General features: G+C 57.9%; 15 protein-coding genes. 7 read left to right on the top strand and 8 right to left on the bottom strand.

Going from position 1 to position 17,770, the window contains the following annotated elements:
- Positions 1-29: 29 nt before the first annotated feature.
- From LG294_RS13885 to LG294_RS13870, 4 genes are all read right to left on the bottom strand, one after another.
- Entirely contained in the window at positions 30-491 is a 462-nt protein-coding gene (locus LG294_RS13885) for a hypothetical protein (protein WP_404286657.1), read from the bottom strand.
- 140 nt (positions 492-631) lie between these two features.
- The gene (locus tag LG294_RS13880) at positions 632-2,002 is read right to left on the bottom strand and encodes an FAD-binding oxidoreductase (RefSeq protein ID WP_404286655.1); all 1,371 of its coding nucleotides are present in this window, start codon (positions 2,000-2,002) and stop codon (positions 632-634) included.
- A 93-nt stretch (positions 2,003-2,095) separates the two neighbouring features.
- Positions 2,096-3,466, bottom strand: a complete 1,371-nt coding sequence (locus LG294_RS13875; protein WP_404286653.1) for an aspartate aminotransferase family protein — start codon at positions 3,464-3,466, stop codon at positions 2,096-2,098.
- Positions 3,467-3,511: 45 nt separating this feature from the next.
- The gene (locus tag LG294_RS13870; RefSeq protein ID WP_404286651.1) at positions 3,512-5,020 is read right to left on the bottom strand and encodes a CoA-acylating methylmalonate-semialdehyde dehydrogenase; all 1,509 of its coding nucleotides are present in this window, start codon (positions 5,018-5,020) and stop codon (positions 3,512-3,514) included.
- Between the two features lie 124 nt (positions 5,021-5,144).
- Here LG294_RS13870 and LG294_RS13865 point away from each other — a divergent pair, with 124 nt between their 5' ends.
- Positions 5,145-6,767, top strand: coding sequence for a PucR family transcriptional regulator (locus tag LG294_RS13865; protein ID WP_404286649.1), 1,623 nt, complete (start codon positions 5,145-5,147; stop codon positions 6,765-6,767).
- Between the two features lie 29 nt (positions 6,768-6,796).
- Entirely contained in the window at positions 6,797-7,609 is an 813-nt protein-coding gene (locus LG294_RS13860) for a shikimate 5-dehydrogenase (RefSeq protein WP_404286647.1), read from the top strand.
- Here the strand turns inward: LG294_RS13860 and LG294_RS13855 are convergent.
- Both LG294_RS13855 and LG294_RS13850 read right to left on the bottom strand, forming a co-directional pair.
- Complete coding sequence (locus LG294_RS13855) at positions 7,606-9,582, bottom strand: acyl-CoA dehydrogenase family protein (RefSeq protein WP_404286645.1); 1,977 nt, start codon at positions 9,580-9,582, stop codon at positions 7,606-7,608. The two genes, LG294_RS13860 and LG294_RS13855, sit on opposite strands and share 4 nt — an antisense overlap.
- 229 nt (positions 9,583-9,811) lie before the next feature.
- Complete coding sequence (locus tag LG294_RS13850; RefSeq protein WP_404286643.1) at positions 9,812-10,480, bottom strand: helix-turn-helix transcriptional regulator; 669 nt, start codon at positions 10,478-10,480, stop codon at positions 9,812-9,814.
- Positions 10,481-10,574: 94 nt separating this feature from the next.
- Here LG294_RS13850 and LG294_RS13845 point away from each other — a divergent pair, with 94 nt between their 5' ends.
- Positions 10,575-10,991, top strand: coding sequence for a hypothetical protein (locus LG294_RS13845; protein ID WP_404286641.1), 417 nt, complete (start codon positions 10,575-10,577; stop codon positions 10,989-10,991).
- Between the two features lie 85 nt (positions 10,992-11,076).
- Here the strand turns inward: LG294_RS13845 and LG294_RS13840 are convergent, their stop codons facing one another.
- Both LG294_RS13840 and LG294_RS13835 read right to left on the bottom strand, forming a co-directional pair.
- Positions 11,077-12,459: an aspartate aminotransferase family protein gene (locus LG294_RS13840; RefSeq protein ID WP_404286639.1), complete on the bottom strand. Its 1,383-nt coding sequence runs from the start codon at positions 12,457-12,459 to the stop codon at positions 11,077-11,079.
- Positions 12,456-12,929, bottom strand: coding sequence for an Lrp/AsnC family transcriptional regulator (locus LG294_RS13835; protein WP_404286637.1), 474 nt, complete (start codon positions 12,927-12,929; stop codon positions 12,456-12,458). Before LG294_RS13835 ends, LG294_RS13840 begins: the two co-directional genes overlap by 4 nt.
- A 271-nt stretch (positions 12,930-13,200) precedes the next feature.
- Between LG294_RS13835 and LG294_RS13830 the strand changes: the two genes are divergently transcribed.
- The 4 genes from LG294_RS13830 to LG294_RS13815 are packed head-to-tail and all read left to right on the top strand — an operon-like array spanning position 13,201 to position 17,763.
- Positions 13,201-14,433, top strand: coding sequence for a PotD/PotF family extracellular solute-binding protein (locus tag LG294_RS13830; RefSeq protein ID WP_404286635.1), 1,233 nt, complete (start codon positions 13,201-13,203; stop codon positions 14,431-14,433).
- 10 nt (positions 14,434-14,443) lie between these two features.
- Positions 14,444-15,667: a PotD/PotF family extracellular solute-binding protein gene (locus tag LG294_RS13825; protein ID WP_404286633.1), complete on the top strand. Its 1,224-nt coding sequence runs from the start codon at positions 14,444-14,446 to the stop codon at positions 15,665-15,667.
- Between the two features lie 6 nt (positions 15,668-15,673).
- Entirely contained in the window at positions 15,674-16,834 is a 1,161-nt protein-coding gene (locus tag LG294_RS13820) for an ABC transporter ATP-binding protein (protein ID WP_404286631.1), read from the top strand.
- An 11-nt stretch (positions 16,835-16,845) separates the two neighbouring features.
- Positions 16,846-17,763, top strand: coding sequence for an ABC transporter permease (locus tag LG294_RS13815; RefSeq protein ID WP_404286629.1), 918 nt, complete (start codon positions 16,846-16,848; stop codon positions 17,761-17,763).
- Positions 17,764-17,770 lie beyond the last annotated feature (7 nt).

The following is a 17,770-nucleotide window of genomic DNA, read 5'->3' as shown; positions in this document are numbered from 1 at the left end:
GTATTACATACTCGCTAGCTTGAAAGAGACTACTCGTTACCTTGTTTGCGCTCGTGGTACCAAATCTCTTCGATAAATGGTTCCCCGGCCTCGTGAACCTCAACGACCACATCGCTAAACGACGTGCCATCGGGCAATACCAAGCTAGCGGTGCCCCAGGAACCATTCCAGTAGCCCAGATCCAGACTCGTCGGCTGGTACTTCAACGCAATGTTTGCCTCGAGGCGGTTCATGGAGGCGAAGTATCCATTGGCCGCGGCAATCGTGCACACGATGGCGAGGGCACCAGCAGCGGCGGCAACGATCAGTTCGATGCGGATCGAGGACTTCAACGCATAGGTTTGCAGTCCATCGGCCAAGCGCTTATACCCACTGCGGCGGATCAACCCGTGAATGAGCGTTGGAAAGCAGATGATCAACAGAGTTACCGCGACACCCAATAAAACTAGCGGCCGCAGAAAATCGATCGGTTCGTATGCCAGGATCTCCATTATCCGATCCTATCCTCAGATAATCATGCTGACCAGAGGTATTAAACACCAGCAGCTTGCTCAATCGGTGAGGATGTGAGGATTTCTTGGACGCTGTGCAGTTCTAAGCCGCAGTCCTGCGCAGCAAACCGGTGCCGCGCCTAGATCCCCTTGCCGGGGTTGAGTATCTCCTGCGGATCAAATACCTGTCTAATGGAACGCTGCAACCGAAGCGAGCGCGACCCAATTTCTTCCTCAAGCCAATCCTGCTTGAGCAGGCCGATGCCGTGCTCGCCGGTCAGCGTGCCGCCCAAACGCTGGGCTAGATAGAACATGTCACCCAGTGCCGCCTTGGGCGGCCCGGAGGTGATGGACTGCCCGGGCTCCACGACAATGACCGGGTGCAGGTTGCCGTCCGCGGCGTGGGCGATGGTAAAGATGCGGACACCGCGTTGCTCGCCAATTTCAGCGAGACCGGCCAACGCCTGGGCAAGCTTACTGCGCGGCACCCCGATGTCGCAGATGGATACCGTACCGAGCTTTTCCATGCTGGGGATCGCTTGGCGTCGTGCTTCCATGAGCGCCTCTGCCTGCGCTTCATCCTCGGCTCGGCTGATACGAGTTGCCAGGGGCGTGATGGCATCCACCAGCGCCTGCATTTCCAATTCGGCTCCGAACCCGTCGGTTTGCGCCAGGAGCAATGCGCCACCCAGCTCCCGGTGATTGGTGCCCATGGCGCCATCTACGGCCGTGAGGGTGGGCCCGTCCATGAGTTCTAGGACCGAAGGCTGCAGCCGAGCGGAAATAATCGCCGAGGCGGCTTGCGCGGCGCGGGACTGGTCAGCGAAATACGCGACAGTGGTAGCGGTGCGAATCGGCTTTGGCCGCAGGCGCAGTACCGCTTCCACCACAATGCCCAAGGTTCCCTCGGAACCTATGAAAAGGGCATTCATATCGTAGCCGGCAACGCCCTTGATGGTGCGACGTCCGGTGTGCAGAAGTTGTCCATCGGGGAGCACCACGGTCAGCGCCAAGACCGATTCACGGGTTACCCCATACTTGGCGCACCACATGCCCCCGGCGTTAGTTGCAATATTTCCTCCGATGGAGCAGATGGCAGTGCTTGCCGGGTCCGGTGCATAGAACAGGCCAAGCTCGCCGGCGGCAGCGTTGACCGTCGCATTGATGACTCCGGGCTGGACTACCGCGAGCTGTTCAATGGGGTCGATGGAGAGGATCTGATTCATCTTCGAGACATCCAGGACCACTTCGCCGCGTCGGGCTGCTGCGCCGGCTGCCAATCCGGTGCCAGCTCCACGCGGCACGATCTTCACGCCGTACTCGCTGGCCAGCTCCATGGCCAGCACTACGTCCTCGGTGCTTCGGGCAAAAACCACACCGTCCGCGAACGAGTCCGGGAGATAGCCGGAGCGGTCTATGCTTGCCCGTTTGCAGTCTTCGGGAAGCGTTGAGGCCTGCGGGTGCGCGTTCAGCAGCTGCATGCTTGACTGGTTAACTTCTGCGGGGATCACTGATACGTCCTTGGCTCGGAAGGGAATTCGGGGCGTTAAAAGGCCCGGCGGGAGCGCAAAATGCTCTCCCGCCGGGCCCGATGCAACTCATGGCTAGCCGGTCACGAACTTGTCCGCCACAACCAAAGCCTGCTCCAGCCGATCCAGGGCTTCGACCAAAACATCGTCCGGGATGTTCAAGGCCGGAACCACGTGCAGCCGGTTGAAGTTGGCGAAAGGCAACAGCCCTGCGGCCTTGGCCGCGGCCACCACCTCGTTCATCTCTGGGGAGGAGCCGCCATAAGCCGCCAGCGGCTCGCGGGTTTCGCGGTTCTTGACCAATTCGATGGCCCAGAACACTCCGGCGCCGCGTACCTCGCCCACCGATGGGTGGTCCGCGGCGAACTGCGCAAGCCGTGGACCGATGATCTCATCGCCCAAACGCTTGGCATTGGCCACCATCGACTCGTCCTCCATCGCATTGATGGTGGCAACCGCCGCAGCGCAAGCCAGCGGGTGTCCCGAGTAGGTCAAGCCGCCCGGGTAGGCCCGTTCGCGGAAGGTCTCGAAGATCTCGTCATTGATCGCCACGCCGCCCAGCGGCACATAACCCGAGTTCACACCCTTGGCGAAGGTCAACAGATCGGGAGTGACATCCCAGTGGTTGACCGAGAACCATTGCCCGGAGCGTCCGAACCCTGCCATCACCTCGTCGGCGATGTACACGATCCCGTACTTGCGGGTCAGCTCGCGCACCCCCGCCATATAACCGGCGGGCGGCATGTAGATGCCTGCGGTGCCCGGAATCGATTCGAGGATCAACGCGCCGATGGTCGAAGCGCCTTCAAGGATGATGGTGTCTTCCAGGTGCTTCAGCGCCCGCTCGGTTTCCTCGGCTTCGGTGGTTGAACCGAAGTAGGAGCGGTAGGGATAGGCGGGGAAGAAATGCACTACCCCGTCGGTTGCTTTGTCCGAGGCGAAGCGCCGCGGGTCGCCGGTCGCATTGATCGCCAGGTGCGTGCCGCCGTGGTAGGAGCGATAGGCGGAAAGCACTTTGTGCTTTCCGGTGTGCAGCCGCGCCATGCGGATGGCGTGCTCCACTGCGTCGGCGCCGCCGTTGGTGAAGAAGATCCGGTTCAGGTCGCCCGGGGTGCGCTCGGCGATGAGCCGGGCCGCCTCGGAACGCGTCTCGTTCACATGCTGCGGGGCGATGGTCGCGATCTTCGCGGCCTGCTCCTGGATGGCTGCAATCACCTTAGGGTGCTGATGGCCGATATTCGTGTTCACCAGCTGGCTGGAAATATCGATCAGCTTCCGGCCCTCGCCATCCCAGACGTAGGAATCCTGAGTCTTCAGAATGGTCATCGGGTTGAAAGGTCCCTGCGCCTGCCACGAGTGGAAGACATGGTCGCGATCCAGCTGATAGGCGCGCTTGCCTGCCTGGATCTCTTCCGCCGAGATGTCGGCGGTGAGCTGTTCGGTCATGAAGCTAAATCCTTCTACTCAATCCACGTTGGTACGGGGCGAAAATTAGTCGTTCTGCGGGAAGCCGAGGTTGATGCCGCCGTGGCTTGGGTCAAGCCAGCGCTTGGTGACAACCTTGTTGCGGGTGAAGAACTTGAAACCCTCTGGGCCGTACGCGTGCTGGTCCCCGAACAGCGAGGCCTTCCAGCCGCCGAAGGAGTGGTAACCCACCGGCACCGGGATAGGCACGTTGACGCCGACCATGCCGACCTGGATTTCGTTCTCGAAGCGTCGTGCGGCGCCGCCGTCATTGGTGAAGATCGCGGTGCCGTTGCCGTACTTCGAGGAGTTGATCAACTCGATGCCTTCGTTGAAGGTCTCCACTCGGACCACCGAGAGCACCGGGCCGAAGATCTCATCGGTGTAGATGGACATGTCGGTGCCGACCTTGTCGAACAAGGTGGGGTGCAAGAAGAATCCGTCGCCTTCGGCGTCAAGAGTTCCGGTGCGGCCATCAACCACTAGCTCCGCGCCGGAGGTGATGCCTTGCTCGATGTAGCCTGCGACCTTATCGCGGTGCTCCCCGGTGATCAGCGGTCCCATATCGCAACCGCGAGTTCCGTCGCCGACACGCAGGGACTTGGCCCGCTCGGCGATCTTCGCTACCAGTTCATCGGCAATGGTCTCCAGTGCTACGACTACGCTGATCGCCATGCAGCGCTCGCCTGCGGCGCCGAATCCGGCGTTCACCGCCATGTCTGCGGCCAGATCAAGATCTGCATCGGGCAGGACGAGCATGTGGTTCTTCGCTCCGCCGAAGGCCTGGACACGCTTGCCGTGGGCGGCACCGGTGGAGTACACGTACTGTGCGATGGGGGTGGAGCCGACAAAGGAGACGGTGTCCACGCGTGGGTCGGTCAGCAAGGTGTCGACAGATTCTTTATCACCGTGCACCACATTGAGCACGCCCTCTGGCAGGCCTGCCTCGGCGAAGAGCTCGGCCATCCACTGTGCTGCTGAGGGATCCTTTTCCGAAGGCTTCAGCACTACCGCATTGCCCGAGGCGATGGCTACCGGGAAGAACCAGAGCGGAACCATGGCCGGGAAATTGAACGGGGAGATGATGGCGGATACGCCGACTGGCTGGCGCAGGGACTGGACGTCCACGCCGGTGGAGGCATTCTCCGAGTACTCGCCCTTGAGCAGGTACGGGGCGTTGCAGCACAGTTCGACAACTTCCATGCCGCGGGCAACTTCGCCCAATGCGTCGTCGAGCACCTTGCCGTGCTCCGCGGTGATGATGGCGGCAAGCTCGCCCTTGCGCTCGGCGAGCAGCTGGCGGAAGTTGAACATGATCGCGGTGCGGCGCGCCAGCGAAGTATCGCGCCACTTGGGGAATGCTGCGTGGGCTGCGGCGATGGCAGCTTCGGTGGTGCTTTTGGAAGCTAAGGCGACTTCGCGGGCAATCTCGCCGGTGGCAGGGTTGTAGACCTTGCCGGTGCGGGTGTCGCCTTCACCGGAGAACGGTGCGTTATTAACCCAGTGCTGCAGAGTTTCGGTCAAAGTAGTCGTCATGAGAAAGTCCCTTCGAAAGCGTTCGTGGTTATCTGACTCCATCTTGCGCCACCAATATGACAAGCGACACAAGCGATGTGTCATGATTTAGATGACAGGCCTTACGTTTTGTAAAGGATGACGGATGAATGCCGAAGTAACTGGTTCCTTGACCATGGCCGATGTGCTCGCGCTGAAAGTCGTGCAAAACGCCGATCCGTTGGTCCTTTCGGGGGAGAAGAACCTCGATGTGCGCCTGCGCTGGGTGCATGTCACCGAGTCAGCTGAGAATGTCGACCTGCTCTTCGGTCGCGAAGTCGTGCTGACCACCTTGCGGAACGTGGAGCCCACCGTGGCGCGGTTGCGCGCGTTCATGAGAAAGCTGGAGGATTCCGGAGCGGCCGGGGTCGTAGTGGAATTGCTGGAGGATCCCTCCGGCGCAGGCACCGCCAGCGGCGCTCGACTAGCTGTTGCGGTGAAGGACTTGGCGCTGCCTGTTATCCAGCTGCGCAAGAAAGTGCGGTTCGTGGAGATTACCGAAGTTATCCACGAGCGCCTTGTGGCCGAACAACTAGCCGCGGTGCAGTTTTCCCGAAATGTCCATGAGATCTACACCGAACTTTCGCTGCATGAAGCCGACGAACAGCGCATTGTCGAGCGCACAGCTCAGCTTTTGCAGGCACCGGTGGTACTGGAAGATGTCCGGCACCACGTGCTCGCCCACGCAGGTGCCGGCTACGGGGCCGAATCGGTTCTCGAGCACTGGATCAACCGCTCGAAATTCGTCGGATACGCCGAGCAGACCGGGCGTGGCCACGGAGCGGAAAACTGGTTGCAAACCCCGGTAGGCGCGGTACGCAGCCGATGGGGCCGGCTTGTGGTTCCGGCCGAGCTCGACGATGAGCATAACGCGGCCCTGGTCCTGGAACGAGCGGGCCAAACGCTGACCATCGCACGATTAGCCGGACGTGACCAGCGCGAACTTCTCTACCAAGCGCGCACCTCGATGCTGCACGAGCTGCAGCAGCACCACTCCTATACGGACAAAGAAGTGGCCGTGCGAGCCGAGTCCCTTGGCCTGGACACCGGAGCGCACTATGTCCCCTTGGTGGTTTCGCTTACCGTGGGGGAGACGCACAGCCCCACGGATATCCAGCTGCGCGAAAGAGAAGTCCTCGAAGTCGTGGACCAGGTGGCCGAGAACATGCGCGTGGGAATGCTCGCCGGATCGCTGCGCTCCGGATACCTCGGGGTCATTCTTCCTGTCGCGGCAAAGCAGCTGGTGGAAAACTCGCTGCAGCGGTTCACCCGTCAGCTGACCGAGATGCTCTCCTCCCAAGTCGCCGTCGGAGTGGCGGCCGAAGAAACGAGCATTGGCGCAAGCGCTCGCCGATTGGAAGAAGCGGCTCTTGTGGCCGAGATCGTTCCGAACCTCCCGACCCGAGCGCAGCCCTATTACCGCTTCGCTGACCTGCGCCTGCGCGGGGTGTTGTCGGCCATGGGCCAGGATGCGCGAATGCGCAGTTTCGCGCTGACCGAACTTTCCGGGCTGCTGAACCCGCCCGATGAATCAGGCCTTGAGCTGCTGCAGCTATATCTGGAGCATGCAGGTAATAAGAGCACCCTTGCCAAGCAGGGCTACCTCTCGCGGCCAACTCTGTACGCCCGGTTGGCGAAACTTGAAGACAAACTCGGGGTATCGCTGGGGTCTGCAGAATCCCGAGCCAGCCTGCAGGTAGCGTTGCTTTGGTATCGAATGCATGGATAAGCCCAGCCCACCGAAGAAGCGGAGAAATAATGCCCATTCTGAACAAAGACATGACCCTTTGCATCTCGCTGTCGGAGCGCCCCTCCAATCTGGGCACGCGATTCCATAATTACCTCTATGAGGAACTCGGGCTGAACTTCATCTACAAGGCGTTCGCAACCCAAGATCTGACCGGTGCCATAGCCGGAGTTCGGGCCCTGGGCATCCGTGGGTGTGCGATTTCAATGCCCTTCAAAGAAGATGTCATGGATCTCGTGGACGTGATCGAGCAGTCGGCAGCTTCCATTGAATCGGTGAACACTATAGTCAACGACGAAGGCGTGCTGACCGCGTCCAATACTGACTACGAAGCCATATCGAAGTTGATTAGCCAACACTCACTGGATCCGGAGTCCTCGGTGCTGGTTCGGGGATCCGGAGGCATGGCGAAGGCGGTCATCGCGGCCTTCCGCGACGCAGGATTCGAAAATTTGACGGTGCTGGCCCGCAATCTAGCCGATGGAAAAGGCCTGGCAGGCAAGTACGGTTACCGCCATCAGGCTAGCGACCCCGAGCCTGGTCACAATATTTTGGTGAACGTGACTCCGCTCGGAATGGACGGGCCGCACCAGGACGCGCTGGCGTTCGAAGCACCGCATATAGCGGCCGCCGAAACGGTCTTCGACGTCGTCGCTTTTCCTGCGCAGACGCCATTGATCCGTGCCGCCCAGCGGGCGGGAAAGCGAACCATTACCGGTGCCGAGGTGATTGCCCTGCAAGCGGCGGCGCAATTCGAGAAGTACACCGGGATTCGGCTCAGCGACGACCAGGTACGGCGCGCTTCTGAATTCTCCCGCAGCTAGTCTTCGGCTGGGCGTTGCGCAGCGGTGCCGTAGGGTCTGCGGACATCTTCGCGGGGTTCCGTGGACCAATCAGCGATCCACGGACCGGTGCCTTCCGAAACGTCGCAAACACCGTCTTCCAGCCATTGGAAGTCTCCGTACAATAGCTTCGCGGCGACCTGCTCATCTCGATGGGTGGTGTTGCTCCACAGGTGGCTGAAGTGCTCTTCGCAGCGTTTTGTTGCCTGTTCGCAAAATGCTTGGGCCAAGGTTTCGGCCGAGAATCTTTGGTCGGCGCCCGAATCGTGGAGGGATAAGGTCTTGGAGATCGTTGCGGCCATGGCGAATAATTCTGCGCCGATATCCACGATGCGCCCAAGGAAGACCTGCTGCTTCTCCATTCCGGCCTGCCACCTGGCCATGCCGGCAAAGGTCTGGCGTGCCAAGCGGCGTGAGCTGCGTTCGATGTAGCGCAGGTGCTTGGCCAGCGGCCCGCGATCTGCAAATGATCCCGGTACGGTGCCGGCGCCGACCATGAGTTTTGGGAGCCAGCGGGCGTAGAAGCCGGAGGCGTCCAAAGCCGCTCGGGCTTTTTCTTCGAGCGTGGAGTCGCTCTGAGCTAATGCGCCGGCGGCTTGAAGATGAGCGTCGACCGCTTCGCGGGCGATCAACAGGTGCATGATTTCGGTGGATCCCTCAAAGATGCGGTTGATGCGCAGGTCGCGAAGTAGTTGCTCAGCTGGGACCGCGCGTTCCCCGCGCGCGGCCTGGGAGGCGGCGGTTTCGAAACCGCGACCTCCACGGATCTGAATGAGCTCATCTGCAATATTGCAGGCGACTTCGGAACTGTAGAGCTTCGCCAAAGCGGCTTCGATGCGGACATCTTTCATTCCCGCATCTGCCAGGCTCGCACTCAATTCAAAGACTGCCTCCAGCGCATAGGTGCTTGCCGCCATATACGAGAGCTTGGCGGCTACCGCCTGGTGCTTGCCCACGGGGTGGCCCCATTGCACCCTGGCAGCGGACCACTCGCGACCGATTTTTGTCGCCCATTTTCCGGCTCCTGCACACATCGCGGGAATTGATAGTCTTCCGGTGTTTAGCGTGCTCAGGGCAATTTTCAGCCCCGAACCTTCTCTGCTCAGCCGGTTTTCCACCGGAACCTTGACCGCGGAGAAACGGGTGACACCGTTTTCAATTCCGCGCAGCCCCATAAATGCGTTGCGATTTTCCACCGTGATGCCCGGCGAGCTTGCCTCGACGACGAACGCGGTAATGCCGCCTCGGCCTGCCTGCTCATTTCCGCAGGCTTCGTGAGGCTTGACCGCGGCCATGACCACAAGCAGATCTGCCACAACACCGTTGGTGGTCCAGAGCTTTGAACCTTCCAGAACGTAGTGCGTGCCGTCGTCGCTAAGCGTCGCGTGAGTACCCAAGCGTGCAGGATCAGAGCCGACATCGTTTTCGGTGAGGAGAAATGCGCTGATTTCGCCTGCCGCGCAGCGTGGCAGGTACTCGCGTTTCTGGGCATCGGTTCCGAAGCTTTTCACCGGCTCTGGGACACCAATGGATTGGTGGGCAGAAAGCAGCGCGCCGAGTGCGGGGGATACCGAACCCACACGCATCAGTGCTCGCCCATAATCCAGCAAGCTCAGTTCCAACCCGCCGTATTCTTCAGGTATTTTCATTCCGAAGGCACCCACGCCCCGCAACGCCGCGATGTATTCATCCGGTACGCGCGCGTCATCCTCAATACGGGAAACGTTGAAACTATCCAGCACAGATTTCAGCTCGGCAAGGAACTTTTCTCCTCGGGCAGCCGCTTTCGGTTCCGGAGCTGGCATCGGAGTGATCAGGGAGAAATCAACGTCGCCCATGTAGATGCCTTTGGCGAAACTAGGCCGGTCCCAGCCTTGCTCGCGGGAAGTCTCGGCAACTTCTCGGGCTTTAGCTGCGTCGATGCTTGAGCTTGATGGTTCCGGATTCGGGCACATGGCAGATCCTTTGCACTCCAGGCGCGCTTTGCCCTGGTGGCATCAGCGCCTGTCCTTTGGTTGGCCCAAGCCTAGCCCTGAAGTGGCAGACAAGAAAGGGGCGGTACCTTAGCGCCCATGGCAGGCACTGGCCACGCGTCGACGGACTTGAACGACATCGCCGGTCTCTGGACACGGATCAATTAGCATCGCTGGGCCGAGCTGCCGGGCTCGCCCCAGCATTAACCGCTCATTGAGCCAGTGGATCCAAACGTACGCAGCAGTGTCCGGTTTCAGGTGTGACCGGACAGGCCCGATAGGGGGCAGCCCCGGATTCGACGACCGCGCCAAGCAGCTCCCGGTTCATCAGGCAGACCGTGTCGCGGTGCTGTGCCGAAAGCTGGTGGAAGGGGCAATCGGTGAGGTGAATTGAACCTGCGGTATCCGTCTGCGGAAGGTAACCGCCATTGGATAGGGTCTGCTGAAGGGAGTCTTTGGAGGCTGCAAGATTCCGCCCGGCCTCACGCGATACTTCGGCGAGCAAGTCATTGACCGGCCGCTGTTCCTGTGTGGCCCGTTCTATAGCTTTGGCCATAATTTGAGCGGCCAGCGTGTATTCGCGGTGTGGAACGCTGGCCTCAATTTCTTGAGCAACCGGTGAGTACAGTTTTGAAGGACGCCCGGAGCCTGGGCCGGTGTTTTCGCTGAGCTTGCGAAACTCGTAGGTCAGTAGGCCCTCTTTCACCAGTCGTTCAAGCTGAAACGACACCGTATTACGTGGCAGTCCCAGTGCGTTCGCCACCGCATCGCGGTTGGCAGGCTCCGCGGCACGGTAGAGGTATTCGTAGATTCTGGCGCGGATCGGATCGGCTAATGCTGACACGGCCTGGACCGAACGTTTACGGGGAAAAAGATGCATGGATTAAGCATAAATCTAAAATTGGTTTTTGTTGACTTAGAAAGCGCAACGTTCTAAAGTTAGAATTACTAGTTTTAGAAAGGAGAGGGTGGACATGGCTTCGACAACAGTGAAGGCATCGGCTGTTCGCTCGCGCACGATGGAACATCAGGCGTTCTTGCTGCTGCGCACAATCTTTACGGTGGCCCCGATCTTGTTCGGTTTGGACAAGTTCTTCAACTTGCTCACCGATTGGACCGTTTACCTCGCACCATTGGCCACGGATATCATTCCGGTGTCGTCTCAACAGTTCATGTACGCCGTTGGTGTTGTTGAAATTGCCGCCGGCATCTTGGTGGCTTTGCGGCCAAAGCTCGGATCCATCGTGGTGAGCCTCTGGCTACTGGGAATTATCGTGAACCTGCTGATATTACCCGGGTACTTCGACGTTGCCTTGCGCGACTTTGGATTGCTTGTCGGCGCACTGGCGCTCAATCGGTTAGCTTCGGCACGGGCAGCGGCGCACCGCTAAAGCTGACACCAATAGATATAGCGGTCGGATCCCTAGAGGGGCCGACCGCTATATTTAGGTCAAAAACAAGTTGCCTGGGTGCCGTCTAGATCTTGTTAGCGGCCTCAGAAAGCACCGAACGCAAGATCGATTCGATTTCATCGAATTCCGGTTGGGCGATGGTTAGCGGAGGAGCAAGTTGAATCACTGGGTCGCCTCGGTCATCTGCGCGGCAATACAGCCCGGCTTCCCATAGCGCAGGGGAGAGGTACTGGCGTAGCAAGCGCTCGGATTCCTCATCATTGAAGGTCTCCTTGGTGCTCTTGTCTTTGACCAGTTCAATTCCGTAGAAGTAGCCGGCGCCGCGAACGTCACCGACGATATCCAAGTCCTTGAGTTTCTCCAAGGTCGACTTGAAGTTGTCGGCATTGTTCTTGACATTGTCGTTGAGTCCCTCGCGCTCGAAAATGTCGAGGTTTGCCATGGCAACGGCTGCCGCCACTGGGTGCCCGCCAAAGGTATAGCCGTGATAGAACGTGGTGTCGCCCTTGGTGAACGGCTCGAAGAGCTTGTCCGAGACCACCATGACGCCCAAGGGAGCGTAACCGCTGGTGAGTGCCTTCGCCGAAGTGATGATATCCGGGACATAGCCGAAGTCATTGCAGGCAAACATTGAACCGATGCGGCCGAAAGCGCAGATGGTCTCGTCCGAAACGAGCAAGACATCGTGCTCGTCGCAGATTTCGCGTACACGATCGAAATACCCCGGCGGCGGTGGGAAACATCCGCCGGAGTTTTGGACAGGTTCCAAGAAAACTGCCGCGACCGTGTCTGGGCCTTCGAACTCGATTGCTTCACGGATTCTTTCCGCCGCCCACAGCCCGAAGTCCTTTTCGTTATCGGCAAACATTTCAGGTGCCCGATAGAAGTTGGTATTTGGAACTCGGAATGTTCCAGGAACCAGCGGTTCGAAGGGTGTCTTCATATCTGGCAAGGAAGTGATCGCCAGCGCACCTTGCGGGGTGCCGTGGTAGGCCAGCGCGCGTGAAATGACCTTGGTTTTTCCGGGCAGGCCCTTCATCTTGAAGTGCTGTTTGGCAAGCTTGAAAGCCGACTCCACCGCTTCGCCGCCACCGGTGGTGAAGAAGACCCTGTTCAAGTCTCCCGGTGCATAGTGCGCTAGGCGCTCGGCCAAGTCGATTGCCGGTTCGTGGGCGTAGGACCAAAGCGGCATAAACGCCAACTTTTCGGCCTGTTTGGCTGCGACCTGAGCAAGTTCGGCGCGACCATGGCCGGCATTGACGACGAACAGGCCCGAGAGCCCGTCGATATACTCTTTGCCCTGATCGTCATAGATCTTGTGCCCCTCGCCACGGGAAATGATTGGCACATTGCCACCATTATGAAGTCCTGAGTGGCGGGCCATATGCATCCAAAGATGATCGCGAGCTGCCTGCTGGCGATCGGTACCGCGTGGAGTTGTACTCATCGTGTTCCCCAGTTGTATTCCTGTTTTTTCAGTGAAAGGTACGTGTACGTATTCGTACTGACGACGCCTTCGGTGCCGCGGATTTTGCTAATCACGCGCAGGAGGTCTTCATCGCTGGAACAAATGACTTCGGCCAGGATGTCGGCGCTTCCTGCGGTCACCACGCAGTAGTCCACTTCTTGAACTGCTGCGATGCGGTCCGCGGTCCCATTGATGTCGCTTGAGGCGGTAATGCCAATCATTGCTTGCCGGGTGAATCCCAGCTCCAAGGGATTGGTTACCGCCACAATTTGCATGGCTCGACTGTCCACCAATTTCTGCACGCGTTGACGGACCGCTGCTTCGCTCAGGCCCACAGCTTTGCCAATCGCCGCGTAGGAGCGGCGTCCGTCTTCTTGTAGTTGTTCGATGATTTCTTTAGAAATTTCATCGATCATCGCCGTCGCGTGGCCATTCGGTGGCATGGTCATTCGGTATCGGCCTCCCAGGTCATTCGATGCATTTTCGCCACCCAAAAACTGCCAGCGTTTTGGGTATAGCACAGACCCTACAGCTACTGATCCAGTTGCGAAAGGGGCTATTTTTATTGTTTCCGGTACCAGAAACGCAAAGTTAACAAGGATTCTGGCGTTCAAACCTTGTTTAGCTCGCGAAGAACTGACATTATGAACGTCATTGATATCTTGTGTGGCACATCACAGTCATCAGATTATTTTGGGCAATTCTAGTTAGGACGGATCCATGTCTCACTCGCGAGGACAACTTCCTGAAGATCCAAAGATTCGAGCTCTCGTGCAGGCGATGAGTCAGCGATCGATGTCTCGACGCGGTGTGCTGGGGGCAGCCGGTGCATTGGGGCTCACCGGTTTGCTGGCGGCTTGTGGCACTGGCGGAACCGGCGGTGCCGGCAATGGGCCGGTGGTCGATATCAAAGACATTTCGGAAACCGATCCAACGGTCAACTGGGCCAACTGGACTTTGTACTTGGACTACGACGACAAGGGCAAGACCTATCCCACTCTTGACCAGTTCACGAAGGAAACCGGAATCAGCGTCAAATACGTCGAAGATATTGACGGCAACGACACCTATTACGGCAAGGTGCAAGGCCAGCTCAAGGCCGGTCAAGACATCGGACAGGACCTGGTTACGCTCACCGACTGGATGGCCGGACGGATCATTGGCCAGGGATATACCCAAGAGCTCGATCACGCGAACATTCCAAACATGGCTAATCTGCTGCCGAATCTCAAAGATGTCGACTTCGATCCGGGACGAAAACATTCCCTGACCTGGCAGACCGGCTACGCCGGAATTGCCTGGAACAAGAAGAAGTACCCGAAGGGTCTGAAGAGCGTCTCGGATCTTTGGGATCCTGCGCTCAAAGGTCGCATCACGGTGCTCGATGAAATGCGCGACACCATGGGCCTGCTGATGTTGGAGAATGGCGTTGACATCACCGGTTCTTGGGGTGAAGCGGAATTCGGGGCGGCACTGGATGATCTGCGCAAGAATATCGACAACGGCCAGATCCGACAGGTTAAAGGCAACTCGTACAAGGAAGATTTCATCTCCGGTGACGCGGTGGCAGGCGTTGTCTGGTCCGGCGACATGGTTCAGATGAACTTCGAAAACGATGACCAATGGGAATTCATCATCCCGGAAGCAGGCGGAACGCTTTGGAGCGATAACTTGCTGGTCCCCGTCGCCTCCCCTCGAAAGAGCAATGCCGAAAAGCTCATGAATTTCTACTATGACCCGAAAGTCGCCGCCGAAGTAGCAGCCTACGTAAATTTCATATGCCCGGTCGTCGGTGCCAAGGAAGAAATGGAAAAGATCGATCCGAGTTTGGTCGACAACCCACTGATCTTCCCGACCGAGGAAGACCTGAGCCATGCACACGTTTTCCGTTCATTGAATGCTGACGAGGAAAGCACCCTCGGCAGCGAATTCCAAAGCGCGATTGGAGCGTAGGAGCTAATATATGTCACGCCAACGAGCTATCAGCGAGCAGCGAGGCCGGCTATCCCAAGCCATCGGTCAGGCTCAAGCCAGCCGACAGGGTGTGCTGGCTGGTGCGGCAGGCTTGGCACTCGCTGGCCTGCTTAGTGCCTGCGGCACCAAAGGCGTCGGAAGCGGTCCGGTACAGGCTTTAACCCCGGGAATTGATATTTCGGATACCGAAAAACTCGTTCGCTGGGCAAATTGGACCTTGTACCTGGACTATGACGACGAAGCCAAGCACTACCCAACGTTAGAAGAGTTCAAGAAATCCAGCGGTTTGGACGTGCGGTACGTAGAAGATATCGATTCCAACGATTCCTATTACGGCAAGGTGCAGTCGCAACTGGCATCCGGACAGGATATTGGCCAAGACCTGATGGTTCTCACCGACTGGATGACCGAACGCATGATTCGTCTTGGGTATGTGCAGGATCTTGATCATGCAAACATTCCGAATCTGAAGAATCTGTTGCCTAGTCTTAACGACGTCCGGTTCGACCCAGGACGTACCAAGTCACTGACCTGGCAGTCCGGTTATAAAGGTTTGGTATGGAACAAAGAAGCATTCCCTAAGGGGCTACGCAACGTTGCAGACCTCTGGGCTCCTGAGCTCAAGGGTCGAGTGACGTTGCTCGATGAAATGCGAGATACCATCCCCCTTCTGCTTCTTGACCAAGGCATCGATATCACGGGGCAATGGGGCCAAGATGAATTCTCCGGTGCGATTGAAATTGTGGAGAAGAACATCCAAAACGGACAGATTCGCCAGGTCAAGGGCAATTCCTATAAACAGGACCTCATCTCGGGAGATGCATTGGCGGGGATTGCCTATTCCGGCGATATCACGCAGCTGAACTTTGAAGAGGGAAATAAGTGGGAGTTCATTATGCCCGAGCGTGGTGGATTGATCTGGTCGGATAATTTTATGGTTCCCATTGGTGCTACGCATAAGAAAAATGCCGAAAAGCTGATGGATTTCTACTATCAGCCCGATGTTGCGGCAGAGGTCGCGGCCTACGTGAACTACCTGTGCCCAGTAGTTGGCGCGCAGGAAGAAATGGAAAAAATCGACCCGGATCTGGTCAATGATCCGCTGATATTCCCAACTGAAGAATTCCTGAACAAAGCAAGTACAGAACGAGAGCTGTCGGTCGACGAAGAAAACGACTTCAAAAACCAGTTCCAAGAAGTAATTGGGGTATAAAACGTGATGAATACCAACACCGCAGAGCCAGCTATCAAGAAGGTGGAACTTCCGCGCAGCGAGGGCGCGGATCTGCAGCTTAAAGGCATCACCAAACGCTTCGCGGAATTTATTGCGGTCAAAGACTTGGACCTGCTTGTGCCTTCAGGAACATTTTTCGCCTTGCTCGGACCATCAGGCTGCGGCAAGTCGACCACTTTGCGCATGATCGCTGGGTTGGAAGCACCAAGCGAAGGGGAAATTTCTATCGGGGGCAAGGACGTGACTTCGTTGCCGAGTCATCAACGCCAAGTCAACACGGTCTTCCAGTCCTACGCGCTCTTCCCACACATGACGGTGCTGGAAAACGTGGCCTTCGGGCTGAAGCGCAAAAAAGATAAACAGGCCATGGAAAAAGCCAAAGCAGGTCTCGAAATGGTGGAATTGGCGCACCTTGCAAGCCGGCGCCCCGAACAGCTTTCCGGTGGACAACAACAGCGCGTCGCCTTGGCCCGGGCGCTAGTGAACCGTCCCCAGGTTCTGTTGCTCGATGAGCCGCTCGGAGCATTAGATATGAAGTTGCGTCGGCAAATGCAAATGGAACTGAAATCCATCCAAACCGAAGTGGGACTGACCTTCATCCATGTGACGCACGATCAGGAAGAAGCCATGACCATGGCGGATGTCGTCGCGGTGATGAACGAGGGACGAATCGAACAGATGGGCGCGCCGCGCGATCTATACGAACTTCCTAAGACTGCTTTTGTGGCGAACTTCTTGGGCAAATCAAATCTTATGCGCGGAACGGTTACCGGGGAACGAGACGGACTTCTAGAAGTTGTGGCCTCTGGACGCAAGATTCTCGTCGCAAAGGATCGGGCTGTGCAACACGAAGGAGAGATCGTTGTTGGAGTGCGCCCGGAAAAACTGCATTTGAACCTCGAAGCACCCAACGACGCTACGGGGCACAACGAGCTTAGCGGCGAGGTTATCGACGTGTCGTTCACCGGAACCACAACCGAGTATCTGATCGAGGTCGCAGGCATTGGTCGAATCGGAACCTTCTCGCAAAATCGCGGACAGCAATCGGCGCAATTGGGGGACACCGTGTATCTCAGCTGGGATAGCGGACACTCCTTCGGCCTAGCTGGCGATGAAATTGTTGATGCCGGGGTTGATCAGACATGAACAACGCGGTGATGACCAAGAAAGGAAAGATCGCGGATCTGCGCAGCCCCGACGAAATCAAGGCCGAACGCCGCAAGGGGCGAACCGGTGTCTATCTCATTGTGCCGGGCATGTTGCTGCTCTTGCTGTTTTTCGCAATTCCGGTCATTGTCTTGCTTTCGATGTCGCTGTACGCCAGACCAGAAGGCGCAGGCATCGGTGAATTCGTCCCGGCATTGGAATTCCGCAACTACGCGGTGGTTCTCGGATCATACTGGCCTGATCTGCTTCGCTCCTTCGGCTTCGCGCTCATCGCTACCGTACTGGCACTGCTGATCGGCTATCCGATGGCGTACCTCGTCGCCGTGCGGCTGCGCCAGCATGGCTTGCTTCAAGGGATTTTGCTGGTTCTGCTGATCGCACCCTTCTTTTCCAGCTTCATTTTGCGCACCCAGGCATGGAAACAAATTCTGGCTGACGAAGGATTTGTGGCACAAACTCTGAAATTCATCGCGATCCTCCCTGCCGATGGGCACCTGACCGCTACGCCGTTTGCCGTGGTGGCAGGTTTGACCTATAACTTCCTGCCCTTCATGGTGCTACCGATCTATGCGAACCTCGGACGATTGGATACGAGACTGTTAGAAGCATCCGGGGATCTATACGCCGGACCAATGACCTCGTTCTTCAAAGTGACGCTGCCCTTATCTGCACCGGGTGTTTTTGCCGGTACGCTCTTGACCTTCATCCCGGCCGCCGGCGACTACGTCAATGCTGCTCTGCTGGGCAACAACCGAAACACCACGATGATCGGACAAGTTATCGATTCACGATTCTTCAAGGTCATCGACTACCCAGGCGCCGCGGCGCTGAGCTTCGTGCTGATGCTCTCGATCTTGATACTGGTCACGATATACATTCGTCGTTTCGGTACCAAGGAATTGATGTAGGAGGCCA

The sequence above is a fragment of the Glutamicibacter arilaitensis genome (genome assembly GCF_044793945.1).
GTDB classification, from domain to species: domain Bacteria; phylum Actinomycetota; class Actinomycetes; order Actinomycetales; family Micrococcaceae; genus Glutamicibacter; species Glutamicibacter arilaitensis_B.
The sequence above is the reverse complement of the archived record's forward strand: the minus strand, read 5'-3'. Positions and strand labels throughout refer to the sequence as shown.